The sequence below is a fragment of the Bacteroides sp. HPS0048 genome (genome assembly GCF_964240755.1).
GTDB lineage: Bacteria > Bacteroidota > Bacteroidia > Bacteroidales > Bacteroidaceae > Bacteroides > Bacteroides nordii.
This window is the reverse complement of the sequence record NZ_CAXSVC010000009.1, coordinates 136193-153326: the sequence shown is the minus strand read 5'-3', so window position 1 is coordinate 153326 and position 17134 is coordinate 136193. Positions and strand designations below refer to the sequence as shown.

General features: G+C 41.7%; 8 protein-coding genes. 3 read left to right on the top strand and 5 right to left on the bottom strand.

Annotated features, from left to right (window positions below; genetic code table 11):
- Positions 1-54: 54 nt before the first annotated feature.
- Positions 55-2826, bottom strand: coding sequence for an excinuclease ABC subunit UvrA (uvrA, locus tag ACESQI_RS09720; RefSeq protein ID WP_195660596.1), 2772 nt, complete (start codon positions 2824-2826; stop codon positions 55-57).
- 183 nt (positions 2827-3009) lie between these two features.
- Here uvrA and ACESQI_RS09715 point away from each other — a divergent pair, with 183 nt between their 5' ends.
- Entirely contained in the window at positions 3010-4947 is a 1938-nt protein-coding gene (locus tag ACESQI_RS09715; protein WP_195660597.1) for a sensor histidine kinase KdpD, read from the top strand.
- Positions 4948-5091: 144 nt separating this feature from the next.
- Positions 5092-6597, top strand: a complete 1506-nt coding sequence (locus tag ACESQI_RS09710) for a glycoside hydrolase family 10 protein (RefSeq protein ID WP_195660598.1) — start codon at positions 5092-5094, stop codon at positions 6595-6597.
- Between the two features lie 80 nt (positions 6598-6677).
- Here the strand turns inward: ACESQI_RS09710 and ACESQI_RS09705 are convergent, their stop codons facing one another.
- The 4 genes from ACESQI_RS09705 to purL form a co-directional block, all read right to left on the bottom strand.
- Complete coding sequence (locus tag ACESQI_RS09705) at positions 6678-7226, bottom strand: chromate transporter (RefSeq protein ID WP_195660599.1); 549 nt, start codon at positions 7224-7226, stop codon at positions 6678-6680.
- Between the two features lie 120 nt (positions 7227-7346).
- Positions 7347-7886, bottom strand: coding sequence for a chromate transporter (locus tag ACESQI_RS09700; protein ID WP_002561066.1), 540 nt, complete (start codon positions 7884-7886; stop codon positions 7347-7349).
- 55 nt (positions 7887-7941) lie between these two features.
- Positions 7942-11952, bottom strand: coding sequence for a two-component regulator propeller domain-containing protein (locus ACESQI_RS09695; protein WP_195660600.1), 4011 nt, complete (start codon positions 11950-11952; stop codon positions 7942-7944).
- 283 nt (positions 11953-12235) lie between these two features.
- Positions 12236-15940 carry a phosphoribosylformylglycinamidine synthase gene (gene purL, locus ACESQI_RS09690; protein ID WP_234130131.1) on the bottom strand — a complete coding sequence of 1235 codons (3705 nt, stop codon included), beginning with the start codon at positions 15938-15940 and terminating at the stop codon, positions 12236-12238.
- A gap of 523 nt (positions 15941-16463) precedes the next feature.
- On the opposite strand from purL, the gene ACESQI_RS09685 reads away from it, so the two are divergent.
- The gene (locus tag ACESQI_RS09685) at positions 16464-17117 is read left to right on the top strand and encodes a LysE family translocator (protein ID WP_002561069.1); all 654 of its coding nucleotides are present in this window, start codon (positions 16464-16466) and stop codon (positions 17115-17117) included.
- Positions 17118-17134: the final 17 nt, after the last annotated feature.

The following is a 17134-nucleotide window of genomic DNA, read 5'->3' as shown; positions in this document are numbered from 1 at the left end:
TCTTTTCCACCCGGTACAGGGGGATGCAGTGCGTTTGTCCCTTCTCCATTCTCTTTAAGCAAGCTTTGCTTGTAAAAACTCTCCCGTATAGCTTGTTTTGCAGGCTGCTACCTCTTCCGGTGTTCCTGTAGCTACGATATATCCACCTTTATCCCCGCCTTCCGGTCCGAGATCTATTATGTGGTCGGCACATTTTATCATATCCATATTATGCTCAATAATGATAATTGTATGTCCACGGCGGATCAGTGCATCGAATGCTTCCAGTAATTTTCGGATATCGTGGAAGTGTAAACCTGTGGTAGGTTCATCAAAGATGAAGAGCGTCGGGTCAGCTTTCTCCTGGCTCAGGTAGTATGCCAGTTTCACACGCTGGTTTTCACCCCCCGACAGGGTAGAGGAGGACTGTCCTAATTTGATATATCCCAAACCTACATCCTGTAGTGGCATTAGTTTTTTCACTATCTTCTTTTGTCCATGCTCAGTGAAGAATTCTACAGCCTGATTTACGGTCATCTCCAGTACATCATATATATTTTTATCATGGAACTTTACTTCCAGTGTATCTGCTTTGAAGCGTTTTCCATGACAAGATTCACATTCCAGTACAAGGTCTGCCATGAACTGCATCTCTACTGTGATTGTTCCGTCCCCTTTACACTCTTCGCAACGCCCGCCTTCACTATTGAAACTAAAGAATCCGGCGGTATATCCCATTTGTCTTGCTAATGGTTGCTCTGCCCACAGTTTACGGATTTCGTCGTATGCCTTAATGTACGTAACCGGATTGGAACGGGAAGATTTACCAATCGGGTTTTGGTCAACGAATTCGATATTACGTAAGTTCTGGATATCTCCTCCGATAGAAACGAATTCTCCCGGACGATCACTACACTCATCCAGTTCACGTTTCAGTGCCCGGTAAAATATGTCACGTACCAGTGTACTCTTTCCCGAACCGGAAACTCCGGTCACTACTGTCATTACATTTAATGGGAAACGTACATCCACCCCTTTCAGGTTGTTCTCACGTGCTCCTTTTATTTCTATATAGTTGTTCCATGGACGTCGGTGTGCGGGTACAGGTATTTCTTCTTCTCCCAACAAGTAGCGTACCGTGTGGCTGTTACTTCCTTTTTTCAAGTCTTTCATATCACCTTCATAGACAACTTCTCCTCCCAGACGTCCGGCATTCGGACCGATGTCTATGATGTAATCGGCAGCACGGATGATTTCTTCGTCATGCTCCACTACTATGACTGTATTACCCAATGCCTGCAATTCGCGCAGGACTCGGATCAAACGATCTGTATCGCGACTGTGCAAACCTATACTTGGCTCGTCGAGAATATAAAGGCTGCCTACCAGACTACTTCCCAGAGAAGTTGCCAGATTGATACGTTGACTCTCACCACCCGAAAGCGAGTTGCTTAACCGGTTTAGGGTCAGGTATCCTAACCCCACATCAATAAGGAAGCGGATACGGCTATTGATTTCCAACAGGATACGGCGGGCTACTTCTGTGTCATGTTTATCCAGTTGCAGTGTATCAAAAAACTGTTGTAATTCTGTGATAGGGAGATCAACCAGTTCTGATATGCTGCGTCCTGCTAACCGCACATATCCCGCTTCCGGTTTCAATCGTGTACCGTGGCAGGTAGGGCAAAGCGTCTTTCCTCTATAGCGTGCCAGCATTACACGGTATTGTATCTTGTATTGATTTTCTTCAAGCATTCTGAAAAATGCATTGATGCCTTCAAAATACTTTGTACCTTCCCATAGCATGCGGCGTTGTTCGTCCGTCAATTCAAAATAAGGAGTAAATATAGGTAATCCGGCTTTCTCTGCACCACGTATTACCATGTCTTTCCATTCACCCATTTTCTCACCTCGCCAGCATACTACTGCTCCGTCGTAAACCGAGAGTGAACGATTGGGCACTACCAGATGTTCGTCAATTCCAATCACTTTACCGAATCCTTCGCACACAGGGCAGGCTCCAATTGGAGAGTTGAATGAAAACATCTGGTCGTTCGGTTCTTCAAATGTGATACCGTCAGCTTCGAACTTAGTGCTGAATGTATGTAGCTTCGTTGTTCCATTCGGCAGATAAAAGCGAAGCATACACATACCGTCTCCTTCGTACATTGCTGTTTCTGCTGAGTCTGTCAAACGGCTGATGGCATCTTTGGTACTTGCTGCAGACATACGGTCTACCAGTAGATATACAGTGTCATTTTGGGCTGGTTTATATTCGTCAATACGTACCATTTCTCCGTTTACCTCAATACGATTGAAGCCCTGTTTGAGGTCTATCTCCAGCTGTTGTTCTATTGTCCGGCCTTCGCGCAGAAGTATTTGCGTGAGAACAGTATAACGTGTACCTTCCGGATAAGAAAGCATGCAATTCACGATATCTTCCGGCGAGTGCTTTTTTACTTCCTGACCACTTATCGGACTGTATGTTCGTCCTACACGCGCATACAACAGACGCAGGTATTCATAAATTTCGGTAGAAGTTCCTACGGTAGAACGGGGGTTACGGCTGTTTACTTTTTGTTCGATAGCAATCGCAGGGGGGATACCTTTGATGAAGTCGCATTCCGGTTTACTCATTCGGCCCAGAAACTGGCGGGCATAGCTACTCAGGCTTTCAACATAACGCCTTTGCCCTTCGGCATAGAGTGTGTCAAAAGCGAGTGATGATTTGCCCGAACCTGATAATCCGGTTATAACGACAAGTTTGTTGCGGGGGATGTTTACATCAATATTCTTTAGGTTGTTAACCCTGGCTCCTTTGATTGATATATAGTTATTTTCTGACATATTAATGGTCCTTTCTATAGATGGCTGGCAAAGTTAATGATTTTATCGTCAGGACGTAGCAGGAGCCTGCTTGTTCAACTGGTTAAGATATGTTATATTTTGAAACATATTATAACACGCTGTTAATTAAAGTCGTAATTTAGTTACGATTTATTGAATCTTGATAATATAAGGAGTTAACGCATGAAAGGCATCCGGATTATTTCTTGTTTAGTTATTCTTCTTTTGCTATGCAGTCTCCCGTTACGGAGTACAAACAAAACAAAGAATTTGCAGATTTTGGCCGATAGTGCCCGGCAGATGATTGCTAAAGAGGGTTTTCTGGTACTTAATGACAGGTGTATGAAATTGGCACGTGAACTGGATGATAGTACTCAGATAGAGAATGCCTATGGTGACTTGTTTGACCATTATTATCAGTTGGGAGAAGTTGATAGTCTGAAAGTTGTGGGATATGAACTAATGAACTGGCATGCCGGACGCAACAAGAATAATGCCCGTTATCAGATATGGCGTCAGTATATTCAGCGATTGACAGAGAGTGGCAGGCAGGAAGAGGCTATTGCCGAAACTGAATTGTTGAATAAAGATGCAGAGAAAAAACGCAGTCGTTATGGACAGGCCTGTAGTGAAATGTGTATTGGTTATAATCACAGGATATTTAGTAATAACATGAAACTCTGTATTGAATATTATAACAATGCTCTTAAAATATTCGAAGATGCCAAGTATTATGAAGACGCTTATGTGGTCTGTCTGAATATAATGCAAACTTACCTTTCCCGGCAGGAATACTCCAATGTTCTTCAATACTTTGATCGTATCGAAAAGCTGGCGGCTGAGATGAAAGCTGCCGGACAGAAACTGCGCGAATCATTATATATGCGTTTCTTACAGTTTCGGGTGATTGCCACTCTTGCCGAGAAGGGAACGGGGGCAGCTGCGAAGTATATTCGTGAGGCTGACAGTCTTTATTTGAAACATCCGGATAGTATGGCTAAAGATGCCTGGTTTGGATATAAGATTATGTGTAGCCGTACGGCTAATAATATAAATCAGGTACTGACTTATCTGGATTCTCTGGAGGATTATCACAAGTCTATTGGTGCTTGTTATCCTTCTAATTTATTTTATAAGGCGCAATGCCTGGAGAATGTGGGGCGTTTTAAAGAGGCTTGTAAGGTATATGCTTCTTACTCTCAAGTGAATGATTCTGTACGTTCGGCGGAGTTGGACGATAAACTGAGTAAATATACAATTCAGTTTGATGTGGATAAGTTGAAGATGGAAAAGCTTGAATTGAGTGCTGAGGTTAGTAAGAACAGGCTTATTGCAGTACTTACGGGAGGATGTTGTATTCTCGTTCTGTTACTTATCCTTACTTATTATTATGTTCGTACGTTGGCTATGAACAAGAAACTCGATGCAGCCAATAAAGCTGTAATTAAGGCAAGCCGTATAAAGAGCTCTTTTATTCAGCACATCACTCATGAAATTCGTACTCCATTGAACTCTATTGTTGGATTCTCTTCTTTGATTGCTGCCGGAGGGATCAGTGAAGAAGAAGAGAAGGAATATGCCGAACAAATAGAAATGAGTAACACTTATCTGCTTGATTTGGTGAGCAATGTGATCGATATCGCTGATATGGACTCTCAAACGGAAGATGCACCCAAACAGATTATGGATGTGGATACCTGCTGTAAGGAGTGTATTTCCGAAGTACTTCCTTCTTTGAGAAAAGGGGTTGAGTTACAGTATGAACCCTTGTCTGTACCTGTGACCATGCGGGCTGTTTATCCTTGGGTAAAGCGTGTACTCCTTGCTCTTCTAAGCAATGCGGCCAAGTTTACTGAATCCGGAGTGATTCGTCTTCGGTATGATGAAGATAAACAGAGACGAATGGTGTGTTTTGTTGTGGAGGACTCCGGACCGGGTATTGATGTGGAATATAAAAACTCTATTTTTAAACGTTTTGTCAAGATTGATACTTTCTCTCCAGGCACAGGTCTGGGACTTGCTGTTGCGCGGCAGATAATGGATATTGTAGATGGGCAAATCTTCCTGGATACTACCTATACGGATGGGGCACGTTTTGTTGTGGAATGGCCGGTCGGATAGTTGCAGATAATGCAGATTGTATTATCTTTGCTCGAAAAGCGAAGATAAGCTGCACCTTGGCATAAAAAAATGAACGAGTTCCTTTTATTCTGCTCTCGGTTTGCATTATCTTTGCGCCCTATATAATAGATTGAGAATAAACATATGAATCTGAGAACCTTTGCTATTTTGTTTGTCCTTCTCTTGTCTTTGGGAGTAGGAGCACAGACCCCGGATACTGCTTATCCGAAACGTGAATTTCGTGCTGCATGGATACAAACCGTTAATGGGCAATTCAAGGGTATGCCTGCCGAAAAGCTGAAACAAACGCTTATAGAGCAGTTGAACTCTTTGCAGAAAGCTGGTATTAATGCTATAATCTTTCAGGTGCGTCCTGAGGCAGATGCATTGTATGCTTCACAACTGGAACCCTGGAGCCGTTTTCTGACGGGGGTGCAGGGACAAGCTCCCTCTCCTTATTGGGATCCTATGCAATTTATGATTGATGAATGTCATAAACGAGGTATGGAGTTTCATGCCTGGATTAATCCGTACCGTACAAAAACAAATCTGAATAGTGATCTGGCTACTAATCATGTGTACAATATTCATCCGGAATGGTTTGTTACTTATGGAAACCAATTATACTTCGATCCTGCCTTGCCTGAAAGCCGTAAGCATATCTGCATGGTTATTACCGATATTGTATCCCGTTACGACGTAGATGCCATTCATATGGATGATTATTTCTATCCCTATCCTATTGCGGGGAAAGATTTTCCTGATGATGCCAGTTTTGCCCGTTATGGTGGCGGATTTACTAATAAAGCCGACTGGCGTCGTAGTAATGTCAATGTTCTGATAAAAAAGATTCATGAAACTATTCGGGAGCTAAAACCATGGGTGAAGTTTGGTATCAGTCCTTTTGGTATTTACCGGAATGAAAAGACTGATCCGTTGGGTAGTAAGACAAATGGTCTGCAGAATTATGATGATTTGTATGCTGATGTTCTTCTTTGGGCGCGTCAGGGTTGGATAGATTACAATATTCCACAAATATATTGGGAGATCGGACATCCGCGTGCCGATTATGAAACATTGGTGAAGTGGTGGGCTAAGAATACGGAAAATCGCCCGTTATTTATTGGTCAGTCTGTGATGAATACAGTTCAGCATGCCGATCCGAATAATCCTTCTGTCAATCAGCTTCCCCGCAAGATGGCTTTACAGCGTGCTTATCAAACAATTGGTGGAAGTTGTCAATGGCCTGCCAGTGCTGTGGTGGAGAATGCGGGTAAGTATCGGGATGCATTAGTACAAGAATATCATAAATATCCGGCTCTGGTTCCTGTTTTTGACTTTATGGATAATGAAGCGCCTGGTAAAGTTCGTAAAGTGAAGAAAGTATGGACGGCCGATGGCTATATGCTCTTCTGGACGGCTCCTAAAGCTAAAGATGAGATGGATAAAGCTGTGCAATATGTGGTTTATCGTTTTGATAATAAGGAAAAGGTGAACATTGATGACCCTTCACACATCGTAGCTATTACCCGCAATAACTTTTATAAATTGCCCTATGAGAATGGGAAAACCAAATATCGTTATGTTGTGACGGCTCTTGACCGTTTGCATAATGAATCCAAATCGGTAGATAAGAAAGTTAAACTATAAGAATTGACAGTGGACAATTGACAGTGGACTGCGTATCACGCTGCATAGTAACTGTCAATTGTCAATTGTCCACTGTCAATTCAATAAAGTATCAACCCTGCTATTCCGCAAGCTATAATCATTAATATGGGGTTCGCCTTATATTTTTTTGTCCCTATAAAAGCTATCAGAAAGATAATAACACTGATTACAAATGTATAAGTGTCTTTTGTGGGTGATCCGAAATTTTCCGTATTCATCAGTACGAGTGCTGCTGATGCCAGTAATCCTACTACGGCTGGGCGTAGTCCACTGAATACCGATTCAACAGCAGGATGTTTCTGATACTTTAGAAAGAATTTACTGATGGTCAGCATTAAAATGAATGAAGGCAACACTACTGCAAAAGTTGCTATAACCGATCCCCATATACTTCCTGTTGAAGTGAATCCTACATAGGTTGCTGCATTGATTCCAATAGGTCCCGGAGTCATTTGGCTGATAGCTACAATGTCGGTAAACTCTTGTGAACTAACCCAATTGTAACGGGTAACTACTTCTCCTTGTATCATGGATAGCATTGCATATCCACCTCCAAAGCCAAAAAGCCCAATTTTAAAGAAAGTATAGAAAAGTTGTAAGTAAATCATGAAATGAGTGATAAACGATTAGTGATAAGTGATTAGTAATTAGTGATAAGCGATTAGTAATTAGTGATAAGTGGGCTGCGCTGTAATGCCGCACGGCACTAATCACTAATCACTAATCCGCTAATCACTCTTTTTAAGCTTCCCCCACAAGAATCCGCCTACTCCTGCTATGATGATAATCCAGATAGGAGAGAAGCCCAGTAGCCAAATCAGTAATGCGGAGACCACAGGAATCCAGATGTTGTAGCGGCTGATACGTGCTGACTTTGCCATGCTGAATGTAGGCGCAGCAATCAGAGCAACTACTGCGGGGCGGATTCCTTTGAAGATCCGTTCTACGATCACATTGTCCTGAAAGTTGTGGAAAAACAGGGCAATAGCCAGAATGATGATAAACGAGGGTAGAATAGTACCCAGTGCAGTGATGATACTTCCCGGAATTCCTTTTAGTTTGTAACCTATAAATATAGAAATATTCACAGCCAGGATACCGGGTGCTGATTGAGAGATAGCCAACAGATTAATAAAATCATCCTGGGTGATCCATTTTCGTTTAGTTACGATTTCATTTTCTATAAGCGGAACCATTGCGTAACCGCCACCAATAGTAAAAGCACCTATTTTGAAAAAGATGCCGAATGTTTCAAAATAAATATTCATTTTATTTAAGTATAATATTGTGGGCAGAATGTTTATACTTTTCCATTCTGCTGCATTAATATTCTTCCTCTTCTTCTTTGGTATTTTTATTATCTTCTCCCTTCATATATCTGCTGGGACTTACTTTGAAGTGCCTTTTGAACACTTCGCGGAAGTATTTAGCATCATTAAAACCAGTCATTTCAGCTACCTCAGTAATTGTATATTTCTCTGTCTTTAATAGGTGGGCAGCTCGTTTCAATCGAATCAGGCGGATATAATCTGCCGGAGCCTGATCTGTTAGTGCTTTAATTTTATTGTAAAAGCTTGTACGGCTCATGTTCAATAATGTGCAAAGCACATCCACGTTGAAGGCTTGGTTATCCATGTTGTCTTCCACGCTTTTCTTCACGGTAGCAATGAATTTCCAGTCTATATCTTTTGAGCAATTGATGCATTCTTCCTCTTCCTCATTGTCACTCAGTTCGAGGTTGGCATATTTATTACGCAACAAAGCACGGTTAGTCAGTAAGTTTGTGATTGTTGCTTTTAGTATACCTATATTAAAGGGTTTCACTACATACTCATCAGCACCGATCTTTAATCCCTCAAGGATGTTCTTTTCATCGTTCAGTGCAGTGAGTAGAATGATAGGGATATGTGAAGTCTCGATATCATTTTTAATTGCTGTGCACAATTCGTCTCCACGCATCTCGGGCATCATAATGTCTGAGATGATTAATTCCGGTTTATACTCTTTTACAATAGTAAGAGCTTCTTTACCATTGCTACACATCTGTATGGTGTATGCTTCTGAGAGAGTATGTCCCAGGTAATTACGTAACTCATCATTGTCTTCAACAATCAGTAAGCGCTGATGATTTTCATTAGGTTTGCTTTTGGCATTTTCGTAGATTTCCGGTGAGCTGTTACTATAGATAGACTGTTCATCTTCTTTCTTCTCCCTGCTTTTTACCGTCAGATGTGCTTTTTTGAATTGCTTGTTATCTTTAGGGAATGATACTTTAATTATTGAACCCTGGTGCTCGATACTATTCAGATGTATTTTCCCTTTATGCAGGTGTACGAGTTTCCACACAAGCATTAATCCGATACCACTACCTGTCACCTTAGAATTGATGGCATTGCTTCCCCGGAAATGAATCTTAAATAGCTTCTTCTGTTCATTCGCCGGAATACCTATACCTGTATCCTTTACTTCTACACTCCACGTATCCTCATTTTCACAGACGAATATATGTACACTACCACTCTCGGGTGTGTATTTTAAGGCATTGGATATGATGTTTTTCAGTATTGAATCCATCTTTTCCTTATCAAACCATACATTCAGATAGCGGAAATTACTTTCATACGTGAAGTTGATATGCTTCACTGTAGCGTATGGACGGAATGCATTGAATGTTTCCTCCATATAAGTATTAAGCTCGTATTCTGATATATATAGTTCCGAAGAATAGACGTCAGCCCGTTCAAAGTTAATTAGATTGGTGGTCAGTCGTAACAAAGCATTAACGTTACGCAATGCCGTATTTGTATTTGCTATACCGTCTTTACTGAGTTGTTCTTTCTCACGTAGCTCCTCCAAAGGTGCTTTGATCAGAGTGAGCGGGGTACGGATATCATGTGCTGTATTGATAAAGAAGTGAATCTTTTCGTCCGACACTTTTCTTTGTTTTCTAAGAATGATGACACGAATTACAATAGCACTGATTAGTCCTATGAGAATTGTATAAAATAATAGTGCCCACAATGAAAGCCAGATAGGTTGTGCTATGATGACTTTCATTTCACGTTCTTCCAATACAATCCGTTTATCTTCATTGGAAACAGCTCGTACACGCAACGTATACTCTCCCGGACTAAGGTTGGTAAAACGAATGATATTTTCTTTTCCGGGACGGCTCCATTCATCATAGAAGCCTTCCATTTTGTGAGAATAGAGAATGTTAGACGGATAGTCGTAGTTGATAGACGATACCTTGATAGAGAATATGTTTTGATCATATTTTAATCTTAGTGTATGAGTCTCATCTATATCTTTCTCTAACGGGGAGTTTTCGTCTCCCGGATACAGAGTCTGGTAAAAGAGACTAAAATCGCTGAAGACCATCTTTGATGAATATATTCTTGGTATTTTCATTTTTTTATGAAATTCTACAGCTCCGTCCGAACTTCCGAATATGAATTTGTCGTTACTACGTAATATACCTGATTCTGCATTGAAATGAATAGTCATTAAGCCCTGCTCTTTTGTCCAGTTATGGAATGTTTTCATTTGTGGATTGAAGCTGACTAATCCATTTTCTGTACTGATAAAGATTTCTTGTTCATTATCAGAAAGTATGGTATATATATTATTTGATATGAGAGCGCAATTGTCTGTATAATAATGGGTGAATGACTTTGTTTTAGGATCATATATCAGTAATCCCGACCCGCTGGTTCCAATGTACAAACTCCCGTTGGGCGCTTGAAATAATGAATAAATATAAGTTGATTCAACTGGCAATTTGATGCGTTCAAAACTTCCTGATCTCTTATCCAGCAGAAATAGCCCTGTAGCTGTCCCTATCCACATCTGTATACTGTCTTTTTCTAAAATAGCCGTAATGGAGTTTAAACCGTGATAAGGTTGTATTGATTTTGTTTTTAAATCAATCTTTTTGAGGTTATAGTATCCTCCCGACCATATACTTCCTTGTGAGTCTTTTATTATGGTACGTATATACTTATCCGAACGTATATTCAGATTGGCAAATGAAGAAGGAGAAAAGTATTCTACAGACAAGTTTCTTTTGTTTATTTCGTGGATTCCTGAGCTGTATCCTCCGGCCCAGATTGTCCCGGGAATCACCTCGCACAGAGTAATGAATATATGGTTTTTGTTTTGAGGATCTGAATCAAAAGAACTCAGAAAAGAATGCCATTGTCCGGTTTTAGAATAATAAAGACTGATACCGTTATTAGTAGCAAACCACAGGTCGCCGTCAGAATCTTCAATGATACTATTTACTTGGTCATTGACCAACGACTGTTTGTTTCCGATAGAATGTTTTATCCAGTTATAGCTTGAGTAACGGTTATTGCGTACGGTTATACCTATGGGATAATTTGCCAGCCAGATACGCTCTTCGTCATCTACATAGATATCATTGATACTATTGCCATTCATAGCATTATTTTTGTTGTAGTCGGCAACGACGTATGGAGTGGTGTGATATGAATCCATGTTCATTTTGAATACTCCGGCACCGTCCGTGGCAATGAGAAGCTCTTTGTTATTCAGGGGTTTAATGGAGTTTATACTGATGTCGCTGAGGCTTTCTTTGGGCTGACTGGTTTGTTTGGTATTCATATCATATACAAAAATACCACGTTGAAAAGTTCCTATGTATAGTTTTCGCACCTTGGGGGCGAAATACAACTTGTTCATTTGAATGGCGATGTTGTCCAGTTTATCACAGTGAATATGAGTAATTGTTTCTCCTTTTAATTCAGCATAGTGTATCCCTTCTTCAGTAGCGATAAAGAAGTGTGTTTTGTCTATTTGAGCAATATCTGTGATGGTCTCTTCTATGGTGTTTTTCAGTTGAGATACTTCTTGTGATTTTGTGTTATACAAATAGATTGTCTTATCACAGCATAGCCATATATTATGGTTATCGTCAATAAAACTATGACTGACTGGTGCAGGGAGGTCTTTGTTCTCTACAATAGGAAGTTTATATTCCAATATGAAGGTGTCGTGTATTGCGTTGTAACGAAAGATACGTCCTTTTTTACCTATTTCCCAAAGGATTCCATCCGTATCAAGATATAACCAGTTCAGATTGAGTAAAGAACCTGCTTCTTCTTTTCCATCTTGTAATTTGTAATGTTTAAACTCTTTACCATCGTAACGGTCTATCCCATCGTGTGTAAGAAACCACATATATCCTTTTCGGTCTTTCTGGATAGCGTACACTCGTCTGTTACTCAGACCATCTTCTACTCCGATGTATTTATAGGTCTGTGCTATGCAAGTAAACGGAAACAGTAATATGAGAAAAAGCCATTTTTTCATGTTAGTAAGACATTTAGAGTTACAGAACTAAGCTTTCGGGAGGGGGATTCAAACACAAAATTAAGAAGTATTTTTGATATAACAAAATATTTCCATAAGATAGCGATTCGCTTTGCGATGTCTGCTTGTCTAATGTATTCAAACGTTGCATAATGTGAATATGCAGATGTTTCTGTTCTGATATTAGAAAGAAATGGGGCTGTCTTTTTTCGTTATTACGAAAACAAAAAGGCTGTCACTTTGTATAGTGACAGCCTCTGACATGTAAATGTAATATAAAAGTTTATTTCATGTTCTTTTCCACCCACTTGCGTGCGTTGACAAATGCTTCGATCCATGGTGTTACCTGATCGCTGTTTACGCGGTCTGCCGGGTAGTATGCGTTTTGCCAAGGAAAGACAGCACGTTCCAGATGTGGCATCATTGCCAGATGACGTCCGTCTTCGCTTGCCAATCCGGCTATTGAGTAATCTGAACCGTTCGGGTTACCCGGATATTCATCATAAGAATATTTGGCTACTACGTTGTATTTATCCTCTTCGTAAGGAAGTGAGAATTTTCCTTCTCCGTGGGCTACCCAGATACCCAGTTTGCTACCACTTAATGAGCCAAACATGACACTGCGATTAGTAGGGATGGTCAGTCCAATGAAAGTAGATTCAAACTTATGAGATTCGTTGTGAAGCATCTTGCCTTGCTTTTTGTGCTCCGGATTGATAAGTCCCAATTCCATCATCAGCTGACAACCGTTACAGATACCTAATGACAGGGTGTCTTTGCGAGCATAGAATTTATCGAGTGCCTCTTTGGCTTTCGGATTAAACAGAAAGCCTCCTGCCCAGCCTTTGGCAGAGCCTAATACATCCGAGTTTGAGAAGCCGCCACAGTAAACAATCATGTTTACATCTTCCAGTGTCTCGCGTCCGCTGATAAGGTCGGTCATTGTTACATCTTTCACGTCGAAGCCTGCCAGATAGAGTGAGTAAGCCATTTCACGTTCACCGTTTGTACCTTTCTCACGGATGATGGCAGCACGGATACCGCTTGGTGTGCGACGGTCCGGAGTGATGCCGTATTGTGACAACTTTCCTTTAAATTCCGGCATGAATGCGAACTCCAGCGGTTGCATCTTGTAATTTTCAAAACGTTTCTTGGCGCAACCGTTCATAGATTGTTTGCGATCCAACAGATAAGAAGAAGCATACCATACGTCGCGCATATAGTCGATACCGAATTGGTAAGTGGCATCTCCTTTAGATACCAGGATATGGCGTTCGTCAGTTGGTTTTCCTAATTTGATATAGCCTACACCTGCATCTTCGAGAATCTTTTTCACTTCATCCTTGTGCTTATCGGCAATTTGGATAACGATACCCGGATTTTCCGCGAAAAGAATTTTCACTATATCGGTCTCTTTTATCTTGTCGAGGTTAATTTCAAGACCACCTTCTACGTTGGCAAAACACATTTCAAGCAAGGTAGTGATAAGACCACCGGCAGAGATGTCGTGTCCGGCAAGGAGTAATCCTTTGTTTACAAGTTCCTGTACAGCCATAAATGCATCGCGGAAGTATTCGGCATCTTGTACACAAGGCACTTCGTCACCTACTTTGCCAAGCGACTGTGCAAAAGCCGATCCGCCCAGTTTCAGTGTGTCAAAACTGAAGTCGATATGATAAAGTGTTGTTTTTTCATTGTTTACCAGTACCGGAGAAACCACCTTCTTTACGTCAGACACTTCACCGCCGGCAGAAACAATCACTGTTCCCGGAGAAATTACTTTCTCGCCATTGGGGTATTTTTGTGTCATAGACAGAGAGTCTTTTCCGGTAGGAACGTTGATTTGCAGCGCACAGCAAAAATCACTCAATGCTTTTACGGCTGTATACAAACGGGCGTCTTCACCTTCCTGAGAACGACACGGCCACATCCAATTGGCTGACAGAGAGATGCTGTCCATGCCTTCCGCCATGGGTGCCCATACCAGATTGGTTAATGCTTCGCTGACGGATAGGATAGAACCGGCCGCAGGATCGGCGAGTGCAGCCTGAGGTGCATGTCCGATAGAGGTAGCGATGCCTTTTTCGCCACGGTAGTCCAGTGCTACGACACCACAGTCGCTCAATGGCAACTGAATTTCTCCCTGGCATTGCTGGCGGGCTACTTTGCCCGTTACAGAACGGTCTACCTTGTTCGTCAACCAGTCTTTGCAGGCCACAGCTTCCAGTTGCAATACGTTTGTGAGGTATTCGTGTAGTTTGGAGAGTTCATATTGTGGCATTTCGTAGTGGCGTTCTACGGTCCTGTCTATCATGTATGTTTTGGGAGATGAACCGAACATCTGCTCTACAGCCAAGTCAAACGGGCGTACGCCGTCGGCCTGTTGGAAAGCAAAGCGATGGTCACCGGTTGTTTCACCTACCACATACATCGGAGCACGTTCACGTTCGGCAATCTTGCGCACATGTTCTATGGCTTCTTCTTTGATGAGAAGTCCCATACGCTCTTGTGATTCATTGGCTATGATTTCTTTGGCTGACAGGGTTTTGTCACCAATCGGTAATTTACTCATGTCTATCAGTCCGCCACATTCTTCAACAAGTTCCGAAAGGCAGTTGACATGGCCGGCTGAACCGTGGTCATGGATAGAAACTACCGGATTTTCATCTTCTTCACAAAGGGCACGTACCACATTGTTGGCACGTTTCTGCATTTCAGCATTGGCACGTTGTACGGCATTTAGCTCGATACCGCTGCTATAACGACCTGTATCAACGGATGATACGGAACCGCCACCGAGTCCGATACGGTAGTTGTCACCACCGATGACAACTACTTTGTTGCCGGCTTCGGGCTTTCCTTTCAGGCAGTCACGCTGTGTGCCATAACCTACACCACCGGCAAGCATGATAACCTTGTCGTAGCCATATACCTCGTTGTTCTCTTTATGTTCGAAAGTCAATACCGAACCGCAGATCAACGGTTGGCCGAACTTATTACCAAAGTCACTTGCGCCATTAGAGGCTTTGATCAGAATCTGTTCCGGAGTCTGGTACAACCATTGGCGTACAGGTAGGATATCTTCCCAGCTACGTTCTTCGTCTGTACGGGGATAAGAAGTCATGTAAACAGCTGTTCCGGCAATCGGCAATGAACCTTTACCGCCACCCATACGGTCGCGTATTTCACCACCCGTACCGGTAGATGCACCATTGAAGGGTTCTACAGTAGTAGGGAAATTGTGTGTTTCTGCTTTCAGTGAGATCACACTTTTAATGTCTTTTATCTGGAAGAAGTCGGGTTGGGAATGGTCTGCCGGAGCAAACTGTTCTACTACCGGACCTTCTGCGAATGCTACGTTGTCTTTGTAAGCTGAGATAATCTTGTTGGGATTTTCCTGTGTAGTTTTCTTTATCATCTGGAAGAGCGATGATTCCTGCTCTACACCGTCGATGATGAACGTTCCGCCGAAGATTTTATGACGGCAATGCTCCGAGTTGATCTGTGCGAAACCGAAAACTTCTGAGTCGGTGAGTTTACGTCCCAGATCATTTTCTACCTTTTGCAGGTAGTCCATTTCTTCTTTGGAAAGGGCAAGACCTTCTTTCTCGTTGTATACTTCCAGGTCCTCAATGTGGATGATTGGTTCCGGCTGTCGGTTGGTAGTAAACACATCCTGATCCAATCCTTTGTACATGCGTTGTAACATAGGGTCACGATCCGCATTTTCATCTTTCACGGGGAAATACTCTTCGATGCGATTGATGCCTTCAATACCCATGTTTTGGGTAATTTCTACAGCATTTGTACTCCAGGGAGTGATCATTTCGCGGCGTGGCCCAACGAAACAACCTTTCAGGTTTTCTTCACTTTCCGCTTTGGCTTCTCCAAATAGCCAGCAGAGTTTCTTACTATCGTCCGGGGTGAGCGGTTGGTTGCTCTCTACGGCAATCACACTCTTGGAAGGGGTTCTGAAAAAAAGAATCATGTTTTATATTTACGATTTAACGATTTACGATTTAACGATTGAAGCTTCTTCTGGATACGAAGATAAGTCTCGTTTTCTTTACGGTGCAAAGATAAACAAATTCATTGGTATCCTGAAGTTATGAGCTGTTTTTTCATACAACCGGTAATTGGATGAAAGGTAACCCGTATTTTTTCTTTCTTCTTCTTTCTCCTCTTAGTAGTAGCTGATCTATTTATACTTAAGCGTTTTTGTATACTTACGGTGAAAAGTTTTGTTCATGGGGCTTTCACAGCGATGTTGTAAATGCTGTAAAAAGGTGTTTTTGGATTCTGATCACTTCAGGATGGAACCGCCCGGTTTAAATGCGACTGTAGCGGGTTTTGTGTTATCGAATTATGCTCTGTACGGTTCGTGACATTTTTGCTTCTTTGGGTGGTTTGGCTGTAAATCTGTAGCCCGTAACAACTTTTCTCGCATAAACTCAATCGAAAAAACGTTAATAACCTATGTCCGTCTCATAAAAAAGTGCGATATTTGCGACATGAATCAGATAGAAACAATTCTCGATATACTGATAAAGGGCTTTGCTATCGGCGTTATTGTCTCTGCTCCGTTGGGGCCGGTTGGAGTCCTTTGCATTCAACGCACTTTGAATAAAGGGCGTTGGTATGGATTCGTGACCGGATTGGGAGCCTCTTTGAGCGATATTGCTTATGCCTTGCTGACGGGGTACGGAATGAGTTTTATCTTCGACTATATTGATAAAAATATTTTCTATCTGCAATTATTGGGAAGCATTATGTTGCTTCTTTTTGGAATTTATACATTTCGTAGCAATCCGGTCAAATCCATTCGTCCGGCGTCTACTAACAAAGGTTCTTATTTTCATAATTTCGTCACGGCTTTTGCTGTCACTCTTTCCAATCCGCTCATCATCTTTCTGTTTATTGGTCTTTTTGCCCGTTTTGCTTTTTTGCAGCCCGGGGTGTTGCTGTTTGAGACAATTACCGGATATCTGGCTATAGCCGTAGGTGCATTGGCTTGGTGGTTCGGAATTACTTTTTTTGTCAATAAAGTGCGTAAAAAGTTCAATCTACGCGGTATCTGGATTCTGAACCGTATCATAGGCAGCATTGTTATGCTGGTATCCGTAGTGGGATTAATCTATACCCTGCTGGGAGAATCAATTTATTGAACTTAAGAAAGAGATAT